The following is a 15,343-nucleotide window of genomic DNA, read 5'->3' on the forward strand; positions in this document are numbered from 1 at the left end:
CCCTGGGAGAAATCCTTCGGCCGAGACCCTGGCCCCAGCACGGATGCCTCACCTGCAGGCGCCAGACACTCGCCGAGCGCGGCGGCATCGACCCCGAACCCGCTCTCGACGCCGGATACGGAATGGGCACACGACACAGACCGGTGACCGCGCGTCATCACCGGCGACCTTCGAACCGCCGACAGAACCAGGGAAACCGGAGGCATCCTGCCGGGACACCACGTCCACGACACCGTGACCGTCCAGCACGCCGGAACCCACGGCCCCGAAGCGGTTCAAACCTCCACCTGCTTCCTTCGCGACCGGGCTCACGCCCAGAACCTGGCCGACCATGTCTACGCCCAGGACCACAGCGTCTGGATCGGCGAATGGCACACCCACCCCACCAGCCGCCCCGTCCCCAGCTCCCGCGACGCAGCCACTTACCACCAACTCCTTGACGCCCCCGAAACTTGGCTTCCACAGGTTCATCGCCGTCATCGTCGGCCCGCGAGGACCGCACTGGGACATCACTGCCTGGACCTGCCTCAACAACACGATCGCCCAGGTCTCCGTGCACGGCCTGCCGCATCAACCGCAGCATCGGTAACGGCCGAACGGCAACGCGGCTTTCACAGCAGCCTCCACACCCCGCACCCCCGGAGAGCGACCATGGAACCCCTGCCCGCGCCGAGCCCCACCAGCGTCAGAATCACCGGCGACCACTACCAGTGGCTCATCGCCTGGACCGGCCGCCTCACCCTCATGCGCGAGAACGCCATGCACACCGCCAACCCCGTCTGCGTCGAAGCCGACGACGCAGGCAACCTCGACGACGTCGTCCTGCGGCGCCGCACCCAGGCCTTCTCCCTATAGGCGGAGGCTTCCCCGTGGCCAGGAGCCCATCTGTAGCCGATCGGCACCGGAACTCGTCGGCGGGCACCAGCTGGAGCCAGTCGACGTGACACCTACCGGCTGTGGCTTCGGTGCGGTAGCTCGGCAGGCAGCCGGACGAGTTTGGCACTCAGCTTCCGCAGCGCTCACTCACGCTCCGGCAACTCCGTCTGGGGCCTCTCCCTCGGCATCCGGGCGACGAACGGCAACCAGCCCCTCACCTGACTGGTGGTCAGGAAAGTCAGCAAAAGGTCAGCATCGATCCGATTGAACCTTGACGTACAAGCTTGAACACGAGACTCGACGTGCTTCCTCACCAGGACAGCAGACCCTCGATCCCAAGCACAGGACAGGACACCTATCGAGGGTCCTGGCACGGCGCCCATCAATGGGAGAACGACCAACCCGACCACAGGTTCCCCCAGGTCAGCGCACTCGTCCACGTGGCTTCAACGGGGTCGTGGGCAGTTCCGGGGCGGATAGGCGGGCACCGTCGTAGCCCTGCACCTCGCCGAACCGCGAGCCCTCCTCCCAGTCGTTTCGCGCCTGTACGATCTCCTCACCGGATCGGGCGATGAAGTTCCGGAACATCACGATCTCCTCCTCGAACGGCTCGCCGCCCAGGAGCATCAGCCCGGCGTCGGAGAGGGCGCGCAGGGGCAGTTCCGTACGGCCGCAGCCGAGGTAGAGCATCGAGCCGGGCAGCACGGGTACGCCGTCGACCTCGGCCTCTCCCGACATCGACAGCACCGCGTACTCGAAGTCCGGGTCCAGTGGGAGGCGGGCCTCTGCGCCCTCGGCCAGGGTGAGGTCGGCGCCGACGATCGGGGTGTAGGCGGTGCCGGGTGAGGCCGCGCCGTCCAGTTCGCCGAGGATCACGGTGGCGGTGACGCCGGGGGCGGTCACGGTGGGGAGGTCGGTGTGGTGCTGGAAGTGCGGCTCCACGTGGCGGTGGGCGTCGGGAAGGGCCACCCAGAGCTGGGCGCCGTGGAGGAACCGGGCGTGCGACTTCGGGCTCTCCTCGGAGTGGCTGATGGCGCGGCCCGACGTCATGAGGCCCAGCTCACGGGGGCGCACCGTCTGCAGACTGCCCAGGCTGTCGCGGTGCAGGACCTCGCCGTCGTGGAGCCAGCTGACGGTCTGGAGCCCCATGTGCGGGTGGGGCGGCACCTGCATACCGGGCTCGTCCGCGATGTCGTCCGGCCCGTAGTGGTCGACGAACGCCCACGCGCCCACCATGCGGCGGCCCAGGTTGGGCAGCAGGCGGCGCACCTCGGTGGACTCGCCGAGCGGTACGCGGCGGGGGGTGAGGAGTTCACGGACCGGCTCGGCGACGACGAAGCCGCGCCCTCCGCAGACGGAGGGAGTGGCCTGGCGATCGAGATTGCTCATGGCGCTCAACCTATTCCCGTACGAGCGTGGAGCGTCGGCACCCACGCCAAAGATTTAGTGGAATGTTCAACCAGTATGCGGTGTTGTCACGGCTGAACGGATGGCGGGACGGGAGCTCGGCGGCTCGGCCCCGGGCGGGTGGCCCGCACGATGACGAGGAGGACGCGTGAACGAGACCTACTACGAGTTCGGCACGGCCGCCGACCGGTGGGACCGGGCGCAGATGTTCTTCGAGGCCAAGGAGTACCTCACGGCCGCCCGGATCCTGGGCGGGCTCGTCGAGGAGGCGCCGGAGCAGGTCGCGCCGCGGCTGCTGCTGGCCCGGTCCTTCTACCACTCCGCCCGGCTCGGCCGGGCCGAGGAGGAGCTGCGGGCGGTCCTGGAGCTCGACCCGGTGGAGAGTTACGCGCGCCTCATGCTCGGCCGGACGCTGGAGCGCCAGGGGCGGCAGGCCGAGGCGGCGACGCAGCTGCGGATGGCCGCCGCGTTCGAGGGCGACTTCGGGCCGCGGGAGGGCTGACTCCTACCCGTACGACAGCAGGGCCGCACCGGACCGGTGCGGCCCTGTCCTCCTTTACCAGCCGGTACGAGCAGCCGATAATGAGCTTTCCGGGACGAAGGGGCGGGGGATGCGCAGATCCAGGGGTGCGGAGTTAGACCGGGCGCGGGTGGCCGCGCTCATCGCATCGGCGGCGGTGGCCGTGTCCAGCTGCTCCGGGGGCGGGCAGGAGGGGGCCGGGGGCCCGGGGAAGCCCGCCGCCCGCGCGCCGGGGGTGCACAGCTGGACCGGCAGCCCGTGCGAACTGCTGGCCGGCACGCCGCTCGCCCCGGGGTTCACCCTCGGCTCGACCACCGATTCCGCCGACCCCGAGGCCCGGGAGGACATCGGCGAGAACGGCGCCCGGCCCCGCTACCGGCAGACGGGCTGCCTGGCCGATCTCACGGGCCCGGACGGGGCGTTGTGGAAGCTCAGCACGACCGCAGCCGTGTTCGAGGACGTCGGGCCCGCCCACCACGCGTACCGCGTCAAGGAAGACCTCGACCGGGCGCACGGGCGCGGGCCGCAGCGGGTGCACGACGCCGCGTACGCGAGACCGGCCGACGACCAGGGGCGTCCCGGCCGCACGCTCATCCTGTGGAACGGCGACCTCCTGCTCTCGGTGACCGCCTACGGCCCGTACGGGAGCAAGGAGGACGAGGTGCGCGACGACCTCGGGAGCATCGTCGAGAACACCGCCCGCCTCATGGAGGACGGGCTGCGCGATCGTGACGCCCCCTCCCCCACGGCATCCTGACGGGCGGGCGCTCCCAGTCCTCCGGGCCGGTGCCGGCGGGCGGGCGGTGTCAGCCCTCCGGGCCGGTGTTCGCCACCCGGTCGAGCCACTCCTTCATCAGCGCCGCCTCCGCGGTGCTGAGCCCCGACCCCTGCGCCTGGCGCAGCAGTGCGCTCAACCGGGCGGCAGCCGAGGGGACTTCGGCCTCCTCCCGCGCCCCCGTCCCCGGGTCCGGGGCGGGGTCGGGGTCCGGGGTGAGGATCGAGGCGTGTACGGCGTCCCGCACCCGGCGGGAGAGGCCGGGGTCGTCGAAGGTCGCGGGGCGGGCGACCAGCATCAGCGCCACCCCCACATTGGCCGACATGACCATCTGGGCGGCGAGCTCGGGCGCGACCCGTATCCGGCCCTGGGCGGCGGCCCGTTCCAGGTCCCGGGTCAGGATGCGGTGCGACTCCAGCGCCGCGGCGGGCGGCGTCCGCATCGCCGGTGAGTTCATCAGGCGGTAGAGGTTCGGGTTGCGGACGGCGAACTCGACGTGGCTGTCCCAGCCGCGGCGCAGGTCCTCCACCGGGTCCGCGCTGGCCTCGCGCTCGCGTTTCGTCGCGAGATACTGCTCGAAGCCGTGGTCGACGACGGCCGACAGGAGGCCTTCCTTGTCCCCGAAGTGGCGGTAGAGGGCGGGGGCCCCGACCTGGGCCGCCTCGCACACGGCGCGCGTGGAGATGTCACCGTCGGGCGAGTCACCGACCAGTTGGGCGGCGACCTGGAGGATGCGGGTCCGTGTGCTCGTGGTGCTGCTCATCGGACGGACGCTATCAAGGCGGGGCCCGGCTCTCAGACGATGCCGCCGTTGGCACGCAGGACCTGGCCGTTGACCCAGCGGGCGGGACCGGCGAGGAAGGAGACCACCTCGGCTATGTCCTGCGGGGCCCCGAGGCGCTCCAGCGGCGGCTGGGCGGCCATCCGCGCGACGGTCTCCTCGTCCTTGCCGTCCAGGAAGAGGGCGGTGGCGGTCGGCCCGGGGGCGACGGCGTTGACCGTGACGTCCCGGCCGCGCAGCTCACGGGCGAGGATCAGGGTCATCGCCTCGACGGCCCCCTTGGTGGCGGCGTAGGCGGTGTATCCGGGCAGGGCGAGCGCCAGCACGGAGCTGGAGAAGTTGATGACGGCCCCGCCGGCCCGGACCCGGCGCGCGGCCTGCTGGTCGACGACGAAGGTGCCGCGGATGTTGGTGCGGATCATCCGGTCGAGCGCGTCGAGGTCCAGCTCGGCCAGCGGCGCGAGAGCCATCACGCCGGCGGCGTGCACGACCACGTCGACCCCTCCGTACGCCTCCTCCGCGGCGTCGAAGAGTCCGGCGACGGCCGTCTCGTCGGCGACATCCGCCTGGTGGGCGATCGCCTCGCCGCCCGCGGCGGTGATGGCGGCGACGGCCGCTTCCGCCTCGTCCTTGCTGCCCGCGTAGGTGACGACGACCGCGAGGCCGTCGGCGGCGAGCCGCTCGGCGCTCTCCCGGCCGATGCCCCGGGATCCTCCGGTGACCACGGCCACTCGGTGAGGGGTGTCGGTGGTGGGCACGGACTGGGTCTGTTCGGTCATGACATCGCTCCTGGCGACAGGGGTCGCGGCGGTTCCGTGAAACCCGACAACATCAACGCTAACATCGATACGTTAGCAACGCTACCCCCTCTCTGAAAACGGCCGGAAACGATAGAACCCGCCGGTTGCACCCCGGCGGGTTCTGTACGGAGCGCGGGCGGTCAGCCCACGGGCGTCGCCACGCGGCGCGCGTCGGCCCCGTTCCCGGAGACCAGCAGCCGCTCGGTGAGATAGCCGAAGATCAGGCCGAACCCGGCCCAGAACGTGGTCTGGACGGCGAGGGTGGAGAGCCGGAACTTCCAGAGCAGGCTGGCCGGGAAGTCCTTGCCGACCTCGTCGAACGAGGGCAGGAAGGCGTAGGCGAGGCCGATCGCCAGGACGAAGCCGGCGGCGGCCGCGATGGTCGCGTTCCAGTTGCCCAGGGCCGGTGCGAGCCGCTTGCCGATGATCACGGCGGCGACGGCCAGCAGCAGGCTGAGCGCGACCATCAGGAAGAACAGGGTGGTGCGCTTCCCGATGGTGTCGGGGTTGCCGACGGCCGGCGGGTTCGCCGGGTACTTCAGGAACGGCACCACGTAGACGGTGAGGAGGGCCGCTCCCGCGATCAGCGCGGCGGTGGCCCGCGGGCCGAAGTTGCCGATGCGGCCCAGCGCGTACGCGTACACGAGGGCGGCGATGCCGCCCACCGCGACGCCGAAGACCAGGAGGGCGGTGGCGAGGCCGCCGGTCGCCTGCATGGTGCGGCTGACCAGTTCCTCTTCCTCGCCGCCGCCACCGCCGCCGTGCGCGGCGTGGCTGTGGGCCTCTTCGATGGCGATGGCGGCGTCCACCTGGGACTCGCCGAGGAAGTACGCGACGGCGAGGGCCAGCGCACCCGCGATCACGCCCGCGATCATGCCGCGCACGAGCAGAGCTCTGACAGATATGGAGTTCACGAGACTTTCCCTGTTTCCGTTGTTCCTTCGCTGAACCGGCTGGAGCGGGTGGCTCAGTGGCAGGGGAAACCGAGCAGGTGGCGGCCGTCGTGGACCCATTCGTGGACGCCTTCGCCCGAGATGAGGGCGGTGGCGCCCTGCTCGGCGCCCACGAAGTACAGCAGTACGAGCGCCAGGATGCCGACGAAGACCGCCCAGGGGGCAAGGGCCTTGGCCGAGATCGGGGTGATGGCGGGTGCCCCGGTTGCGGGAGCGGCGGACTGCGCCATGGCGGAACCTCCTGTGGGAACACGCGTCCCTGTCGTGGTACATCCGACGAAGGTGCTGGGTCTGACTTCCCGCACAGGTACGGGTACACAGTGGCGCGACCGTGCCGGATTCTCACCGGGCTTCCGTCACACCGTCGTCATGGTCGACGTGACCATACCGCCTGTACGCAGGCACCGCCATGGTGCAATCTGCTGAGCTTCGGGCCCCGAATCGCCTGCCGGTCACGGCCGTTGGGGCCGCCACGGAACGACTTGAGGCAGGAACATGACAGTACGGGTGGTGTTGGTCTCACCGGCGATGAACGCGGCGCTGCGGCAGGCCCGTTTCGACGGCGATGCCCCGCTGGACCGGGCCGGGGAGCGGAGCGCGCGGGCGGCGGCCACCGCCGTGCCGAAGTCCGGAGCGGTGCTGAGCGGGCCTTCCGAACGGTGCCTCGGGACCGCCGCCGCCCTCGGCCTCACCGCCCGCGCCGAACCGGCGCTCACCGGCTGGGACCTCGGACGCTGGAGCGGCCGCCGCTTGGACGAGGTGGGCGCCGCCGAACCCGACTCGGTGGCGGCCTGGATCGGCGACCCGTCGGCGGCTCCGCACGGCGGCGAGTCACTGCGGGCGCTGGTGGAGCGGGTGGGCGGCTGGCTGGACGGGACCGGTGCCGGGGACACACGTGCCGCCGGGGACGGGGCCGGTGCCACGGACCGGAGCGTCCTCGCGGTGGCCGAGCCCGCCGTCGTCCGGGCCGCCGTCGTGCACGCTCTGGCCCTGCCGGTGGAGGCGTTCTGGCGGCTCGACGTCGCGCCCCTGGTCCTCACGGAGCTCAGCGGCCGGTCGGGCCGGTGGAACGTCCGGCTGGGGCGGCCGCTCACCGCCCCTCAGGAGGACTGAGAGCCACCCGCCAGTCGGGCCGTAGCAGCACCGCCGTGGCGACGATGCCGTCCTCCACACGCCACTTGCCGTCCAGCACCGGCGGCAGGGCCGGATCGGTGCGCAGCAGCCGGGCGGTGAAGGTGCCGAACGCCGCCCGGTCGTCGTCCCGGTGGAAGGTCAGGTCCGCCTCGTCGAAGTCCAGCTCGGTCAGGGTGAGCGGGTACCAGGTCTTGAAGACGCTCTCCTTGGCGCTGAACAGCAGCCGGTCCCAGTGGATCGCGCCGGCCGCGCCCGCCTCCCCGGCCGGGGGCCCGGCGAACCGTTCGCGCTCCGAGGGACGTACCACCAACTCCCCCACGCCTTCCGGCAGCGGGGCGTGGGGTTCGGCGTCGACGCCGAGCGACAACACGTCCGCGTCGCGCGCCAGCGCCGCAGCCCGGTACCCGTCGCAGTGCGTGAGGCTGCCGACGATGCCCTCGGGCCACAGGGGCATGCCGCGCTTGCCGTGGAGTACGGCGACGGGTTCCAGCCCGAGCCGGCCCATGGCACGCCGCGCACAGGCCCGCGCGGTCGCGAAGTCGTTCCGGCGTTTGGGCACGCTCCGGGCGACCAGCTCCTCCTCCTCGGGGAACAGGGTTCCGTCCGGCACGCTCTCCTCACGCGTCGCGGCGCAGGAGACGTACGCGGGCAGCAGACTCTCGATCACCGGGAGCCTCCGGAGGTGGCCGTGCCGGTACGGGCGGGGGGTGCGGACTCCGCCTCGTACGGGAGGATCTGGCGCAGGAGACCGCGCGGGTGACCCCGTTCGCGCCACTCCCTCGGGTAACCGATCGAGACCTCCTCGAAGCGCACGTCGTCGTACCAGGTCGTACGGGGGATGTGCAGGTGCCCGTAGACGACGGCCGTGACGTTGAACCGGCGGTGCCAGTCGGCGGTGAGTTCGGTGCCGCACCACTGGGCGAACTCCGGGTACCACATGATCGACGTGGGCTCCCTGACCAGCGGCCAGTGCCCGGCGAGGACGAGCGGGATCTCCGGATCGTGCGCGGCGAGCCTGCGCTCCGTCTCCGCGACCCGGGCCCGGCACCAGTCGTCGCGGGTCGGGTACGGGTCGGGGTGGAGGAGGTACTCGTCGTTGCAGACGATGCCGGACTCGTGGGCGACGGCCAGCGACTCCTCCTTCGTGTGCGTCCCCGGGGCGCGGAAGGTGTAGTCGTACAGGAGGAACAGCGGCGCGATCGCCACCGGTCCCTCGGGGCCCGGCCACAGCGGGAACGGGTCCTCGGGGGTGATCACGCCGAGCTCGCGGCAGAGCTCGACGAGGTGCTCGTACCGGGCCTGGCCGCGCAGTTGTACCGGATCCTTGTCCAGGGTCCACAGTTCGTGGTTGCCGGGCGTCCATATGACCTGGGCGAAACGCTCCGCGAGGAGGCTCAGCGCCCACCGGATGTCGTCGGGGCGCTCCGCCACGTCGCCCGCGACGATGAGCCAGTCCGCGTCGGACGTGGGGTGGAGGGACTCCACGATGGGCCGGTTGTCGGTGACCGCCGCGTGGAGGTCGCTCACGGCCAGCAGGCGGCCGGTCCCGCGCGGGGCGGGAGCGCCGCCGGGCGACGGAACGGCTGAGGGGGCACTGGGCGGTGCGGGATCGCTCGGAGCGGTCATGTGCGCTGGTTCCCCGTCCTGTCGGCCGTCGTCCGGCTCCGTCCGCAAGGGGTGCGGAGCCGCTGGAAAGGTAGCCTCTCATGAGCCTCCGACAGCCGCCCCGGGGTTCGGCGGGGTCAGCGGCGCTCCTGTGCACGGCGGTTGTTGAGTTCCTCCACCGCCCCGAGCGCGTCCCCGACGGTCGTGTAGTCGACCGCGACGAAGTTCACCGGGCTGTCACGCTCGGCCTCGCAGGCCCGCGCCCGCTCCAGCAGCCAGTCACGGGAGTTGATCCGGCCAGCGTCCAGCCGGCTGCCGCCGCCGTTGGTGACGAAGTGGTTGAGGAGGAAGAGGCGTTTGCCGGTGCCGCCCCGGTTGGGTGCGCAGCTCATCTCGTCGGGGCTGCGGAAGGCGAACGGGGTCTCCATCCCGTACCGGTAGAAGTTGCGGTACCAGGGCGCCGGGCCGTCCGCCTTCTCGGCGAACACCACCAGCCGTCGGCCGCTGTCGATCATCTCCTCCAGCGTGGGCCACGGCTCGTCGGGGTCCTCGGACGGGGTGTGGAGCAGGTCGTCGAGGCCCGCCCGGCGGAACGCCTCCGCGGTCTCCTCGGCGCCGATGTCGTCCTGGACGATCAGCGTCACGATCTCGGTGGGGTGGGCGCGGAGCCACTCGCCGATGTCCTTCAAGGTGGGTGTCAGTTCGATCGCGCCGGCCCGGCAGACGCTGTGGCAGAGCCAGAGGCCCTCGCGCGGCGGGTTGGCCTTGTCGATCGCGGCGGAGATGAGCCGGCGCTGCTCGGGCGTGAACTCCGGGTTGTCGAGCCGGGCGGCGATGTCCTGCGGGCTCTCCCAGTGGTACGTGTCCAGCATCAGCGCCCGGACACCGGTGTTGAGCTGGGTGGTGATGTCAGGATCCTGGAGGGGGCCGATGAACCGGTCGGCGGTGGTGGACATGGCGTTGTGGGCGGTGAGGTGGGCGACCTCGTCGTACCGCAGCTCGCAGAGTTCGGCGCTGCCCTGGCAGCGGCGGGGCGCGGACGGGGCGAGTACGGGCGGGACGAGCAGCGCGCCCGCCAGCGCCGCGCAGGTCACACCCGCGGCCACGCCCCGTACGGCGGTGGGCCTCGGCAGCGTGCGCGGGCGCACCAGGAACGCCCAGCCGGTGGCGGTGAGGAGGGCCCCGCCGACGAGGGCCGTGAGGGCGGCGGTCAGTCCGGTGGCCACCGCCTGGTCCACGGCGTTGCGCTGGAGGTCCTCGACGAGGGCGCTGACGCTCGGCGGCCAGGAGGCCGGGACGGTGAGGAAGCGCCCCCTGGTGACCCAACGGGTCACCAGGACGGCCCCCGCCGCGAGGATCCCGCCGCAGGCGACCGCCTGTCCCAGCACCATCAGCCGCCGGGCGGACGCACGGGGGCCGGTGGCCCAGAGGGCCGCGAGGGAGGTCAGGGCGAGGGCGGTGGCGAGGATCTGGAGGTACGTCAGCCACCGCACCCGCTCGCGCGCCTGCTCCAGGGCGTCGAGGTCGTTGCCCGCCGCCGTCAGGGCCGCGGTGAGGTCCCACGTACCGCCTTGGAGCGTGGTGCGCAGGTCGGCGGCGGCGGTCCGTGACCCGTCGGCGAGTGCGGCGGCCGCGGTCGTCGCCAGGGCCGTCGATACGTCGCCCCTGCCCAGGGCCACCTCCACATCGGGGCGCAGCTCCGTCCGGTCCTGTTCGGGCACCAGGGTCAGCAGGGCATCGGTGGCGCGGGCCGCCTGGTCGTCGGTGAGCGGCAGGATGGGGAGCGTGGGCGCGCGGCCCTCCCTGAGCGCTTCGAGCGCCCCGGTGAGGTCGTCGGTGAACCGGGCGAAGTCCGGTTCCTCCTGGTCCTGGAGGCCGGCAACCAGGTCGCCGAAGTAGATCCGGGCGAGTTCGGCCAGGTTCCGCAGCACCGGGTCGATGTCCACGTTCAGCCGCAGTTCGTCGGTGTCGCCGCGCAGGTAGTCGGTGAGGGCGTGGATCTGCTGGTCGGTCAGGGAGCGGACCGTCTCCGGCGGCAGGACGACCTTGATGTTGGAGGTCACGAGCGCCTCGGGCACGGGCAGGTGCGCGAGGAGGTCGCGGGTGACCGGGGCGATCGCCGGGTCGACGAGCACCTCGCTGTAGAGGCGGTCGTACGCCGACGCCTCGTCCAGGACCGACCGGTAGTAGCCCGGCGACAGGACGGTGGCGCGGACCGTCGAGGCGAGCGCCACCGTCAGCACGCTCAGCGCGGCCAGCACGAACGCCACCACACGCACCGCCCGCCGGGCCCGGCCCGGGGACATGGGGCCGGGCTCCGGGGGAAGCGGGTACTCCATCGGTGCGGCGATCACTCACTCAGCCTATGCGGATTATCAGCTTTTATGCATGAATGATGAGATTCGTGCAGTGAGGAGCTCCGCCGTGCACTCCGTCCACCTGGCCGTGCTGATGACAAGTCACAACCGGCGCGCGCGGACCCTGTCGGCGCTGAGCGCCCTGGAGAGCCAGCAGGGCCTTCCGGCGCACGCCACGCTGGGCGTGCATCTGGTGGACGCGGGCTCCACCGACGGTACTCCGGAGGCCGTCCGCCTCCTCCATCCGTCCGTCGAGGTCATGTCGGTGGGCGCGGACGTCCCCCGTAACCAGGCGATGCGCATCGCCAGCCGCAACAGCCGCAGTGGCGGGGGCGGAGGCGGTTCGCACAGCGGAAGACCGGGCGGCCCGAGCCACCGGTGGACGCACCAGTTGTGGCTGGACGACGGGGTCGAGCTGTACCCGGACGCCCTCGCCCGGCTCCTGGGCGCCGCCGATGTGGTCGGGGCCGGGGCGGTCGTCGTCGGGGCGGTCCGGGGCGCGGACGGGGCCACGGTGTACTCGGGTCGGCGCGGCCGGTCCCTGGTGCTCGTGGAGCCCGGCGGGGAGCGGCCCGAGCCGTGCGACACGTACGACGGCCGGGTGGTGCTGCTCTCGCGGGCGGCGTACGACCTGGTCGGGGACCTCGACAAGGTCTTCCGCCACCGGATGGGCGACTACGACCACGGGTTCCGCGCCCGGCGGGCCGGGGTGCCCGCGTTCGTCGCCCCGTGGCCCGTCGGCGTGTGCGCGGAGGGGCCGGACGTCCCCGGCTCCAGGGAGCCGGGGATCGGGGTGCGGGAGGCGCTGCGCCGGGTGACCTCCGTGACCGAGCTGCCGCCGCGCCAGTGGTGGGTGTACTGCCTGCGCCACACCTGGCCGTGGGCGCCGTTCCTGATGGTCTCCCCGTACGCGCGGACGGCGGCCCGGGCGACGGTCGGGCGGTGGCGGGGGTGAGGAGTGGCTGTTGCGGCCCTCGGGTCAGCTCCGGTCGGCTGTGACGCCGACGGCGGGGCGGCCGGTGGGCGGCGGGGGCACGGTGGGGCGGCCGGCCGGGGTCCTGGCCGGCTCGCCGGCTGCCGGGGCGGGTGGCGCGGGCGGGGCGGCCGGCGCCGGGGTGCCGGGGGCCGGGCGGCGGGTGCCGGTCCTGGGCGGAGCCACGTACGCCGGGATCCGCAGCAGGCCGAGGACGGCCAGGGCGCTGCCCGCCGGCGGTACGAGGGCGAGGGCGGGGTGCAGCACGCCCGCGTACACCAGCGTGCCGGTCGTCACCGCCACGCCCGCCCACAGGCCGAGGACGACGGCCGTGCCGGGCACGGTGACGCGGATCCGGCGCAGGCGGTGCGTGATGTGGTCGCCGCCGTCCTGGAGCAGGGGGCGCGAGGCGCGGCGGCGGGAGGCCAGGACGAGGGCGGTGTCGGCCAGGGCGACGGTCGCGAGGACGGGCAGCGCGGCCCAGGCGGCGCGCTCCGGCGGTGCCGCCGCGTGGATCAGCGCGCCGGAGGAGGCGAGGACGAAGCCGGTGAAGAGGGAGGCGGAGGCGCCCGGGCGGATGCGTGCGGGGTGCCAGTTGTGCAGCAGGAAGCCGATGAGCCCGGCGAGCAGGGCGGCGGGCAGCAGGGCGGGCCCGGACCGGCCGTCGACGGCCGCGCAGGCGAGCAGCCCGGCGGCGGTGACGGCACCGACGGTCGCCAGGGCCCCGTCGGAGGTGTCGAGCAGGGCGAAGGCCTGGGTGACGAGGACGATCCAGATCACGGCCAGGACGCCCGCCACCGGCGACAGACCGGCCAGGCACACGGAGAGCGTGGCCGCGGCCGTCTGGACCGCCATCCGCAGGGGGGCGCCGAGCGGCCGCACCTCGTGGACCAGCCCCAGGGCGGCGACGATCCCGGCCCCGGCCAGCAGTCCGGTGACGGCCCGTACCCCGTCGCCCGCCGCGCCGAGTGCCGAGCCGGCGGCGGCAGCCGTACCGACGCCGATGACGACCGTCGCGCCGCCCAGTCTGCGCACCACCCCGGCACGCGAGGGGCGCGCGCCCGGCTCACGGCCGATGCCGGAGCGGAGCGCCGTACGGCGGACGCCCTTGGCGAGTACGACCGTGATGAACAGCGCGGCCACAGCGGAGGCGATGATCCCAAGCACGTTCACCTGCCCTGCCTTTCCTCGTTCGTGAACAGCGGCGCGCGGGGCGCCGGGCGACCGGTGGAACACGGCGGCCCGGCGCTCGTCCGGCTGCGGTGTCGGGGGACGTAGGACGCCAGTCGAGTGGCGGTTCTCCCCAACCTACGGGGCCGATGTCCCCATTCACCCCGAATAACACGAAAAAGGCGTTGATTCCCTGATCTCACGGCCGGGAGGGCGAAGGACTGGAGCCCCCGCCCCCGCCCCGCGCCTCAGGCGGACAGGGCCTCCCGGGTGTCCCGGCCGTCCACGTACGTCGTCACGACCTCGATGTCCCCGATCCGCGCGGGGTCCACCCGGTGCGGGTCGTCGCCGAGGACCACCAAGTCGGCGCGCTTGCCCGGGGAGAGGGTGCCCGCCGTGCCGTCCCAGCGGCAGGCGTGGGCGCCGGCGACCGTGTAGGCGCGTACGGCCTCCGCGACGCCGATCACCTCGTCCCCGCCGATGGTCCGGCCGGACGCGGAGGCCCGTTCGACCATGAACTGGATCGCCCGCAGCGGGGAACCGTCGGTGACGGGCCGGTCCGAGGAGCCGACGAGGGTGACGCCGTGGTCCAGGAACCCCCGGCCCCGGTACATCCAGCCGGCCCGCCGCTCCCCCATCACCGTCGCGTAGTCGTCGCCGAAGTACCGCAGAAAGTTGGGCTGGACCACCGCGCTCACGCCGAGCGCGGCGAAGCGGGGCAGCTGGTCGGGGCGGATGAGTCCGGCGTGTTCGATGCGGTGGCGGGCGTCGGGCCGGGGCTTGAGCTTCTGGGCGCGTTCCAGGGCGTCCAGGGCGAGGTCGGCGGCGCGGTCCCCGATGGCGTGGACGGCGAGCTGCCAGCCGGCGAGGTGGCCGTCGATGATGAGGCGGGTGAGCCGGTCGGGGTCGTCCTGGAGCCGGCCGGTGTCGTCCGTCCCTTCGTACGGGGAGGTGAGCGCGGCCGTGCGCGCCATCATGCCGCCGTCGGTGTAGATCTTCAGGGCGCCGAGGGAGAGCCAGTCGTCGCCGAATCCGGTGCGCAGGCCGAGGTCCAGGGCCTCGGTGAAGCCGTCGTCGGGGTGGGCCGCGCGGGTACGGAGGGTGTCTCCGGAGGCCATGAGCTGGACGCGCAGGGGCAGTCGGCCCCGGTCGCGCAGCAGTTGGTAGGCGCCGAGTTCGACGGGGCTGTGGCCCAGCAGCCCGCCGCCGATGCCGGCCTCGGCGCAGGCGGTGATCCCCTCGGTGAGGCAGGCGCGGGCGGCGTGTTCGATCGCGTCGGCGAGCTCCTCCTGGGAGTACGGGAGCCGCAGCCGTCGGGCGGCGGTCATGGCGCTCTCGGCGAGGAAGCCCTCCTCGTGCTCCACCTCGGCCGGCAGCAGCTCCAGGACGGCGGTGTTGACGACGCAGGCGTGTCCGGAGTCGTGCATCAGGAGGATCTTGCGGCCGTGGCTGACCCGGTCCAGTTCGGCGGCGGTCAGATGGCGGCCCAGGGCCCGCTGGTCGTAACCGGCGATATCCAGCCAGGCGCCCGGGGGTGCGGGCCGGCGGGCGGCCTCGTCCACGACGGCGAGGATGTCCTCGATCCGCATGCACGGGGCGATGCTCGGCGTACGGGCCTTGAACCCGGCCCAGGCCAGGTGGACATGGCTGTCGATGAAGCCGGGCAGCACGGTGGCGCCCTGGAGGTCGACCACCTCGCGGGCCGGGAGAGCGGTCACCGCCTCGTCCACGCCGACGATCCGGCCCCGCCAGACACCGAGGTCGCGGGCGACGGGGTGGTGCGGGTCGAGCGTGAGGATGCGGGCGTTCGTCAGCCTCGTACAGAGCATGGGAGGTCCCTCCCCCGTCGCGGTCGGACCCACGGCGCACGGCCGGAGAGCGGGCCGGGCCAAGCTAACCCGCACGGCCTCGCCTGTCGACGTCAGGGTGCGATTCCGGCCGACCTGATCCTCTCAACCCCACGTTGAATCATGGGACGTTGTGCTCTTAGGT

The 15,343-nt window shown here is 72.9% G+C and carries 15 protein-coding genes and 1 pseudogene; 6 read left to right on the forward strand and 10 right to left on the reverse strand.

The window, feature by feature from the left end; all coding sequences use genetic code 11:
- Positions 1-234 precede the first annotated feature (234 nt).
- Both IF17_RS1000000139775 and IF17_RS0114280 read left to right on the forward strand, forming a co-directional pair.
- Positions 235-378: pseudogene (locus IF17_RS1000000139775) on the forward strand (Mov34/MPN/PAD-1 family protein); the annotation flags it as partial.
- 273 nt (positions 379-651) lie between these two features.
- On the forward strand, positions 652-855 hold the full coding sequence (locus tag IF17_RS0114280) for a hypothetical protein (protein ID WP_030565742.1): 204 nt from the start codon (positions 652-654) through the stop codon (positions 853-855).
- A 444-nt stretch (positions 856-1,299) separates the two neighbouring features.
- On the opposite strand, the gene IF17_RS0114290 is transcribed toward IF17_RS0114280, so the two are convergent.
- Complete coding sequence (locus tag IF17_RS0114290; RefSeq protein WP_030565744.1) at positions 1,300-2,265, reverse strand: pirin family protein; 966 nt, start codon at positions 2,263-2,265, stop codon at positions 1,300-1,302.
- Positions 2,266-2,431: 166 nt separating this feature from the next.
- Here IF17_RS0114290 and IF17_RS0114295 point away from each other — a divergent pair, with 166 nt between their 5' ends.
- Both IF17_RS0114295 and IF17_RS0114300 read left to right on the forward strand, forming a co-directional pair.
- Entirely contained in the window at positions 2,432-2,785 is a 354-nt protein-coding gene (locus tag IF17_RS0114295; RefSeq protein WP_030565746.1) for a tetratricopeptide repeat protein, read from the forward strand.
- Positions 2,786-2,894: 109 nt separating this feature from the next.
- The gene (locus tag IF17_RS0114300; RefSeq protein ID WP_030565748.1) at positions 2,895-3,560 is read left to right on the forward strand and encodes a hypothetical protein; all 666 of its coding nucleotides are present in this window, start codon (positions 2,895-2,897) and stop codon (positions 3,558-3,560) included.
- A 49-nt stretch (positions 3,561-3,609) separates the two neighbouring features.
- On the opposite strand, the gene IF17_RS0114305 is transcribed toward IF17_RS0114300, so the two are convergent.
- The 4 genes from IF17_RS0114305 to IF17_RS0114320 form a co-directional block, all read right to left on the reverse strand.
- The gene (locus IF17_RS0114305) at positions 3,610-4,341 is read right to left on the reverse strand and encodes a TetR/AcrR family transcriptional regulator (protein WP_030565750.1); all 732 of its coding nucleotides are present in this window, start codon (positions 4,339-4,341) and stop codon (positions 3,610-3,612) included.
- 32 nt (positions 4,342-4,373) lie between these two features.
- Positions 4,374-5,138: an SDR family oxidoreductase gene (locus IF17_RS0114310; protein ID WP_030565752.1), complete on the reverse strand. Its 765-nt coding sequence runs from the start codon at positions 5,136-5,138 to the stop codon at positions 4,374-4,376.
- A gap of 161 nt (positions 5,139-5,299) precedes the next feature.
- Complete coding sequence (locus IF17_RS0114315) at positions 5,300-6,073, reverse strand: CbtA family protein (protein ID WP_030565755.1); 774 nt, start codon at positions 6,071-6,073, stop codon at positions 5,300-5,302.
- A 53-nt stretch (positions 6,074-6,126) separates the two neighbouring features.
- Positions 6,127-6,342 carry a CbtB domain-containing protein gene (locus IF17_RS0114320; protein WP_030565757.1) on the reverse strand — a complete coding sequence of 72 codons (216 nt, stop codon included), beginning with the start codon at positions 6,340-6,342 and terminating at the stop codon, positions 6,127-6,129.
- A 265-nt stretch (positions 6,343-6,607) separates the two neighbouring features.
- On the opposite strand from IF17_RS0114320, the gene IF17_RS0114325 reads away from it, so the two are divergent.
- Positions 6,608-7,225: a histidine phosphatase family protein gene (locus IF17_RS0114325; protein ID WP_030565759.1), complete on the forward strand. Its 618-nt coding sequence runs from the start codon at positions 6,608-6,610 to the stop codon at positions 7,223-7,225.
- On the opposite strand, the gene IF17_RS0114330 is transcribed toward IF17_RS0114325, so the two are convergent.
- From IF17_RS0114330 to IF17_RS0114340, 3 genes are all read right to left on the reverse strand, one after another.
- On the reverse strand, positions 7,203-7,913 hold the full coding sequence (locus IF17_RS0114330) for a 4'-phosphopantetheinyl transferase family protein (RefSeq protein WP_030565762.1): 711 nt from the start codon (positions 7,911-7,913) through the stop codon (positions 7,203-7,205). The two genes, IF17_RS0114325 and IF17_RS0114330, sit on opposite strands and share 23 nt — an antisense overlap.
- Positions 7,910-8,872 (reverse strand): metallophosphoesterase family protein, encoded by a 963-nt coding sequence (locus tag IF17_RS0114335; protein ID WP_030565764.1) that lies wholly within the window; start codon positions 8,870-8,872, stop codon positions 7,910-7,912. Before IF17_RS0114335 ends, IF17_RS0114330 begins: the two co-directional genes overlap by 4 nt.
- Before the next feature lie 116 nt (positions 8,873-8,988).
- A complete protein-coding gene (locus tag IF17_RS0114340; RefSeq protein ID WP_209437764.1) occupies positions 8,989-11,157 on the reverse strand; it encodes a PI-PLC domain-containing protein in 2,169 nt (722 codons plus the stop codon).
- A 118-nt stretch (positions 11,158-11,275) separates the two neighbouring features.
- Between IF17_RS0114340 and IF17_RS0114345 the strand changes: the two genes are divergently transcribed.
- Positions 11,276-12,163, forward strand: a complete 888-nt coding sequence (locus tag IF17_RS0114345; RefSeq protein WP_030565768.1) for a glycosyltransferase family 2 protein — start codon at positions 11,276-11,278, stop codon at positions 12,161-12,163.
- Positions 12,164-12,187: 24 nt separating this feature from the next.
- Here the strand turns inward: IF17_RS0114345 and IF17_RS0114350 are convergent, their stop codons facing one another.
- Together IF17_RS0114350 and IF17_RS0114355 are read right to left on the reverse strand one after the other, a co-directional pair.
- Positions 12,188-13,354 (reverse strand): MraY family glycosyltransferase, encoded by a 1,167-nt coding sequence (locus IF17_RS0114350; protein ID WP_030565770.1) that lies wholly within the window; start codon positions 13,352-13,354, stop codon positions 12,188-12,190.
- Positions 13,355-13,599: 245 nt separating this feature from the next.
- Entirely contained in the window at positions 13,600-15,180 is a 1,581-nt protein-coding gene (locus tag IF17_RS0114355) for an amidohydrolase (RefSeq protein WP_030565772.1), read from the reverse strand.
- Positions 15,181-15,343 lie beyond the last annotated feature (163 nt).

The organism is Streptomyces cyaneofuscatus, from assembly GCF_000718135.1.
Lineage (GTDB): Bacteria > Actinomycetota > Actinomycetes > Streptomycetales > Streptomycetaceae > Streptomyces > Streptomyces cyaneofuscatus.

Excerpts from the sequence above, each read along its gene's own strand:
- IF17_RS0114280 (WP_030565742.1), top strand. The coding sequence starts at position 652 with ATGGAACCCCTGCCCGCGCCGAGCCCCACCAGCGTCAGAATCACCGGC.
- IF17_RS0114290 (WP_030565744.1), bottom strand. The coding sequence starts at position 2,265 with ATGAGCAATCTCGATCGCCAGGCCACTCCCTCCGTCTGCGGAGGGCGC.
- IF17_RS0114300 (WP_030565748.1), top strand. The coding sequence starts at position 2,895 with ATGCGCAGATCCAGGGGTGCGGAGTTAGACCGGGCGCGGGTGGCCGCG.
- IF17_RS0114305 (WP_030565750.1), bottom strand. The coding sequence starts at position 4,341 with ATGAGCAGCACCACGAGCACACGGACCCGCATCCTCCAGGTCGCCGCC.
- IF17_RS0114310 (WP_030565752.1), bottom strand. The coding sequence starts at position 5,138 with ATGACCGAACAGACCCAGTCCGTGCCCACCACCGACACCCCTCACCGA.
- IF17_RS0114320 (WP_030565757.1), bottom strand. The coding sequence starts at position 6,342 with ATGGCGCAGTCCGCCGCTCCCGCAACCGGGGCACCCGCCATCACCCCG.
- IF17_RS0114325 (WP_030565759.1), top strand. The coding sequence starts at position 6,608 with ATGACAGTACGGGTGGTGTTGGTCTCACCGGCGATGAACGCGGCGCTG.
- IF17_RS0114335 (WP_030565764.1), bottom strand. The coding sequence starts at position 8,872 with ATGACCGCTCCGAGCGATCCCGCACCGCCCAGTGCCCCCTCAGCCGTT.
- IF17_RS0114340 (WP_209437764.1), bottom strand. The coding sequence starts at position 11,157 with ATGTCCCCGGGCCGGGCCCGGCGGGCGGTGCGTGTGGTGGCGTTCGTG.
- IF17_RS0114355 (WP_030565772.1), bottom strand. The coding sequence starts at position 15,180 with ATGCTCTGTACGAGGCTGACGAACGCCCGCATCCTCACGCTCGACCCG.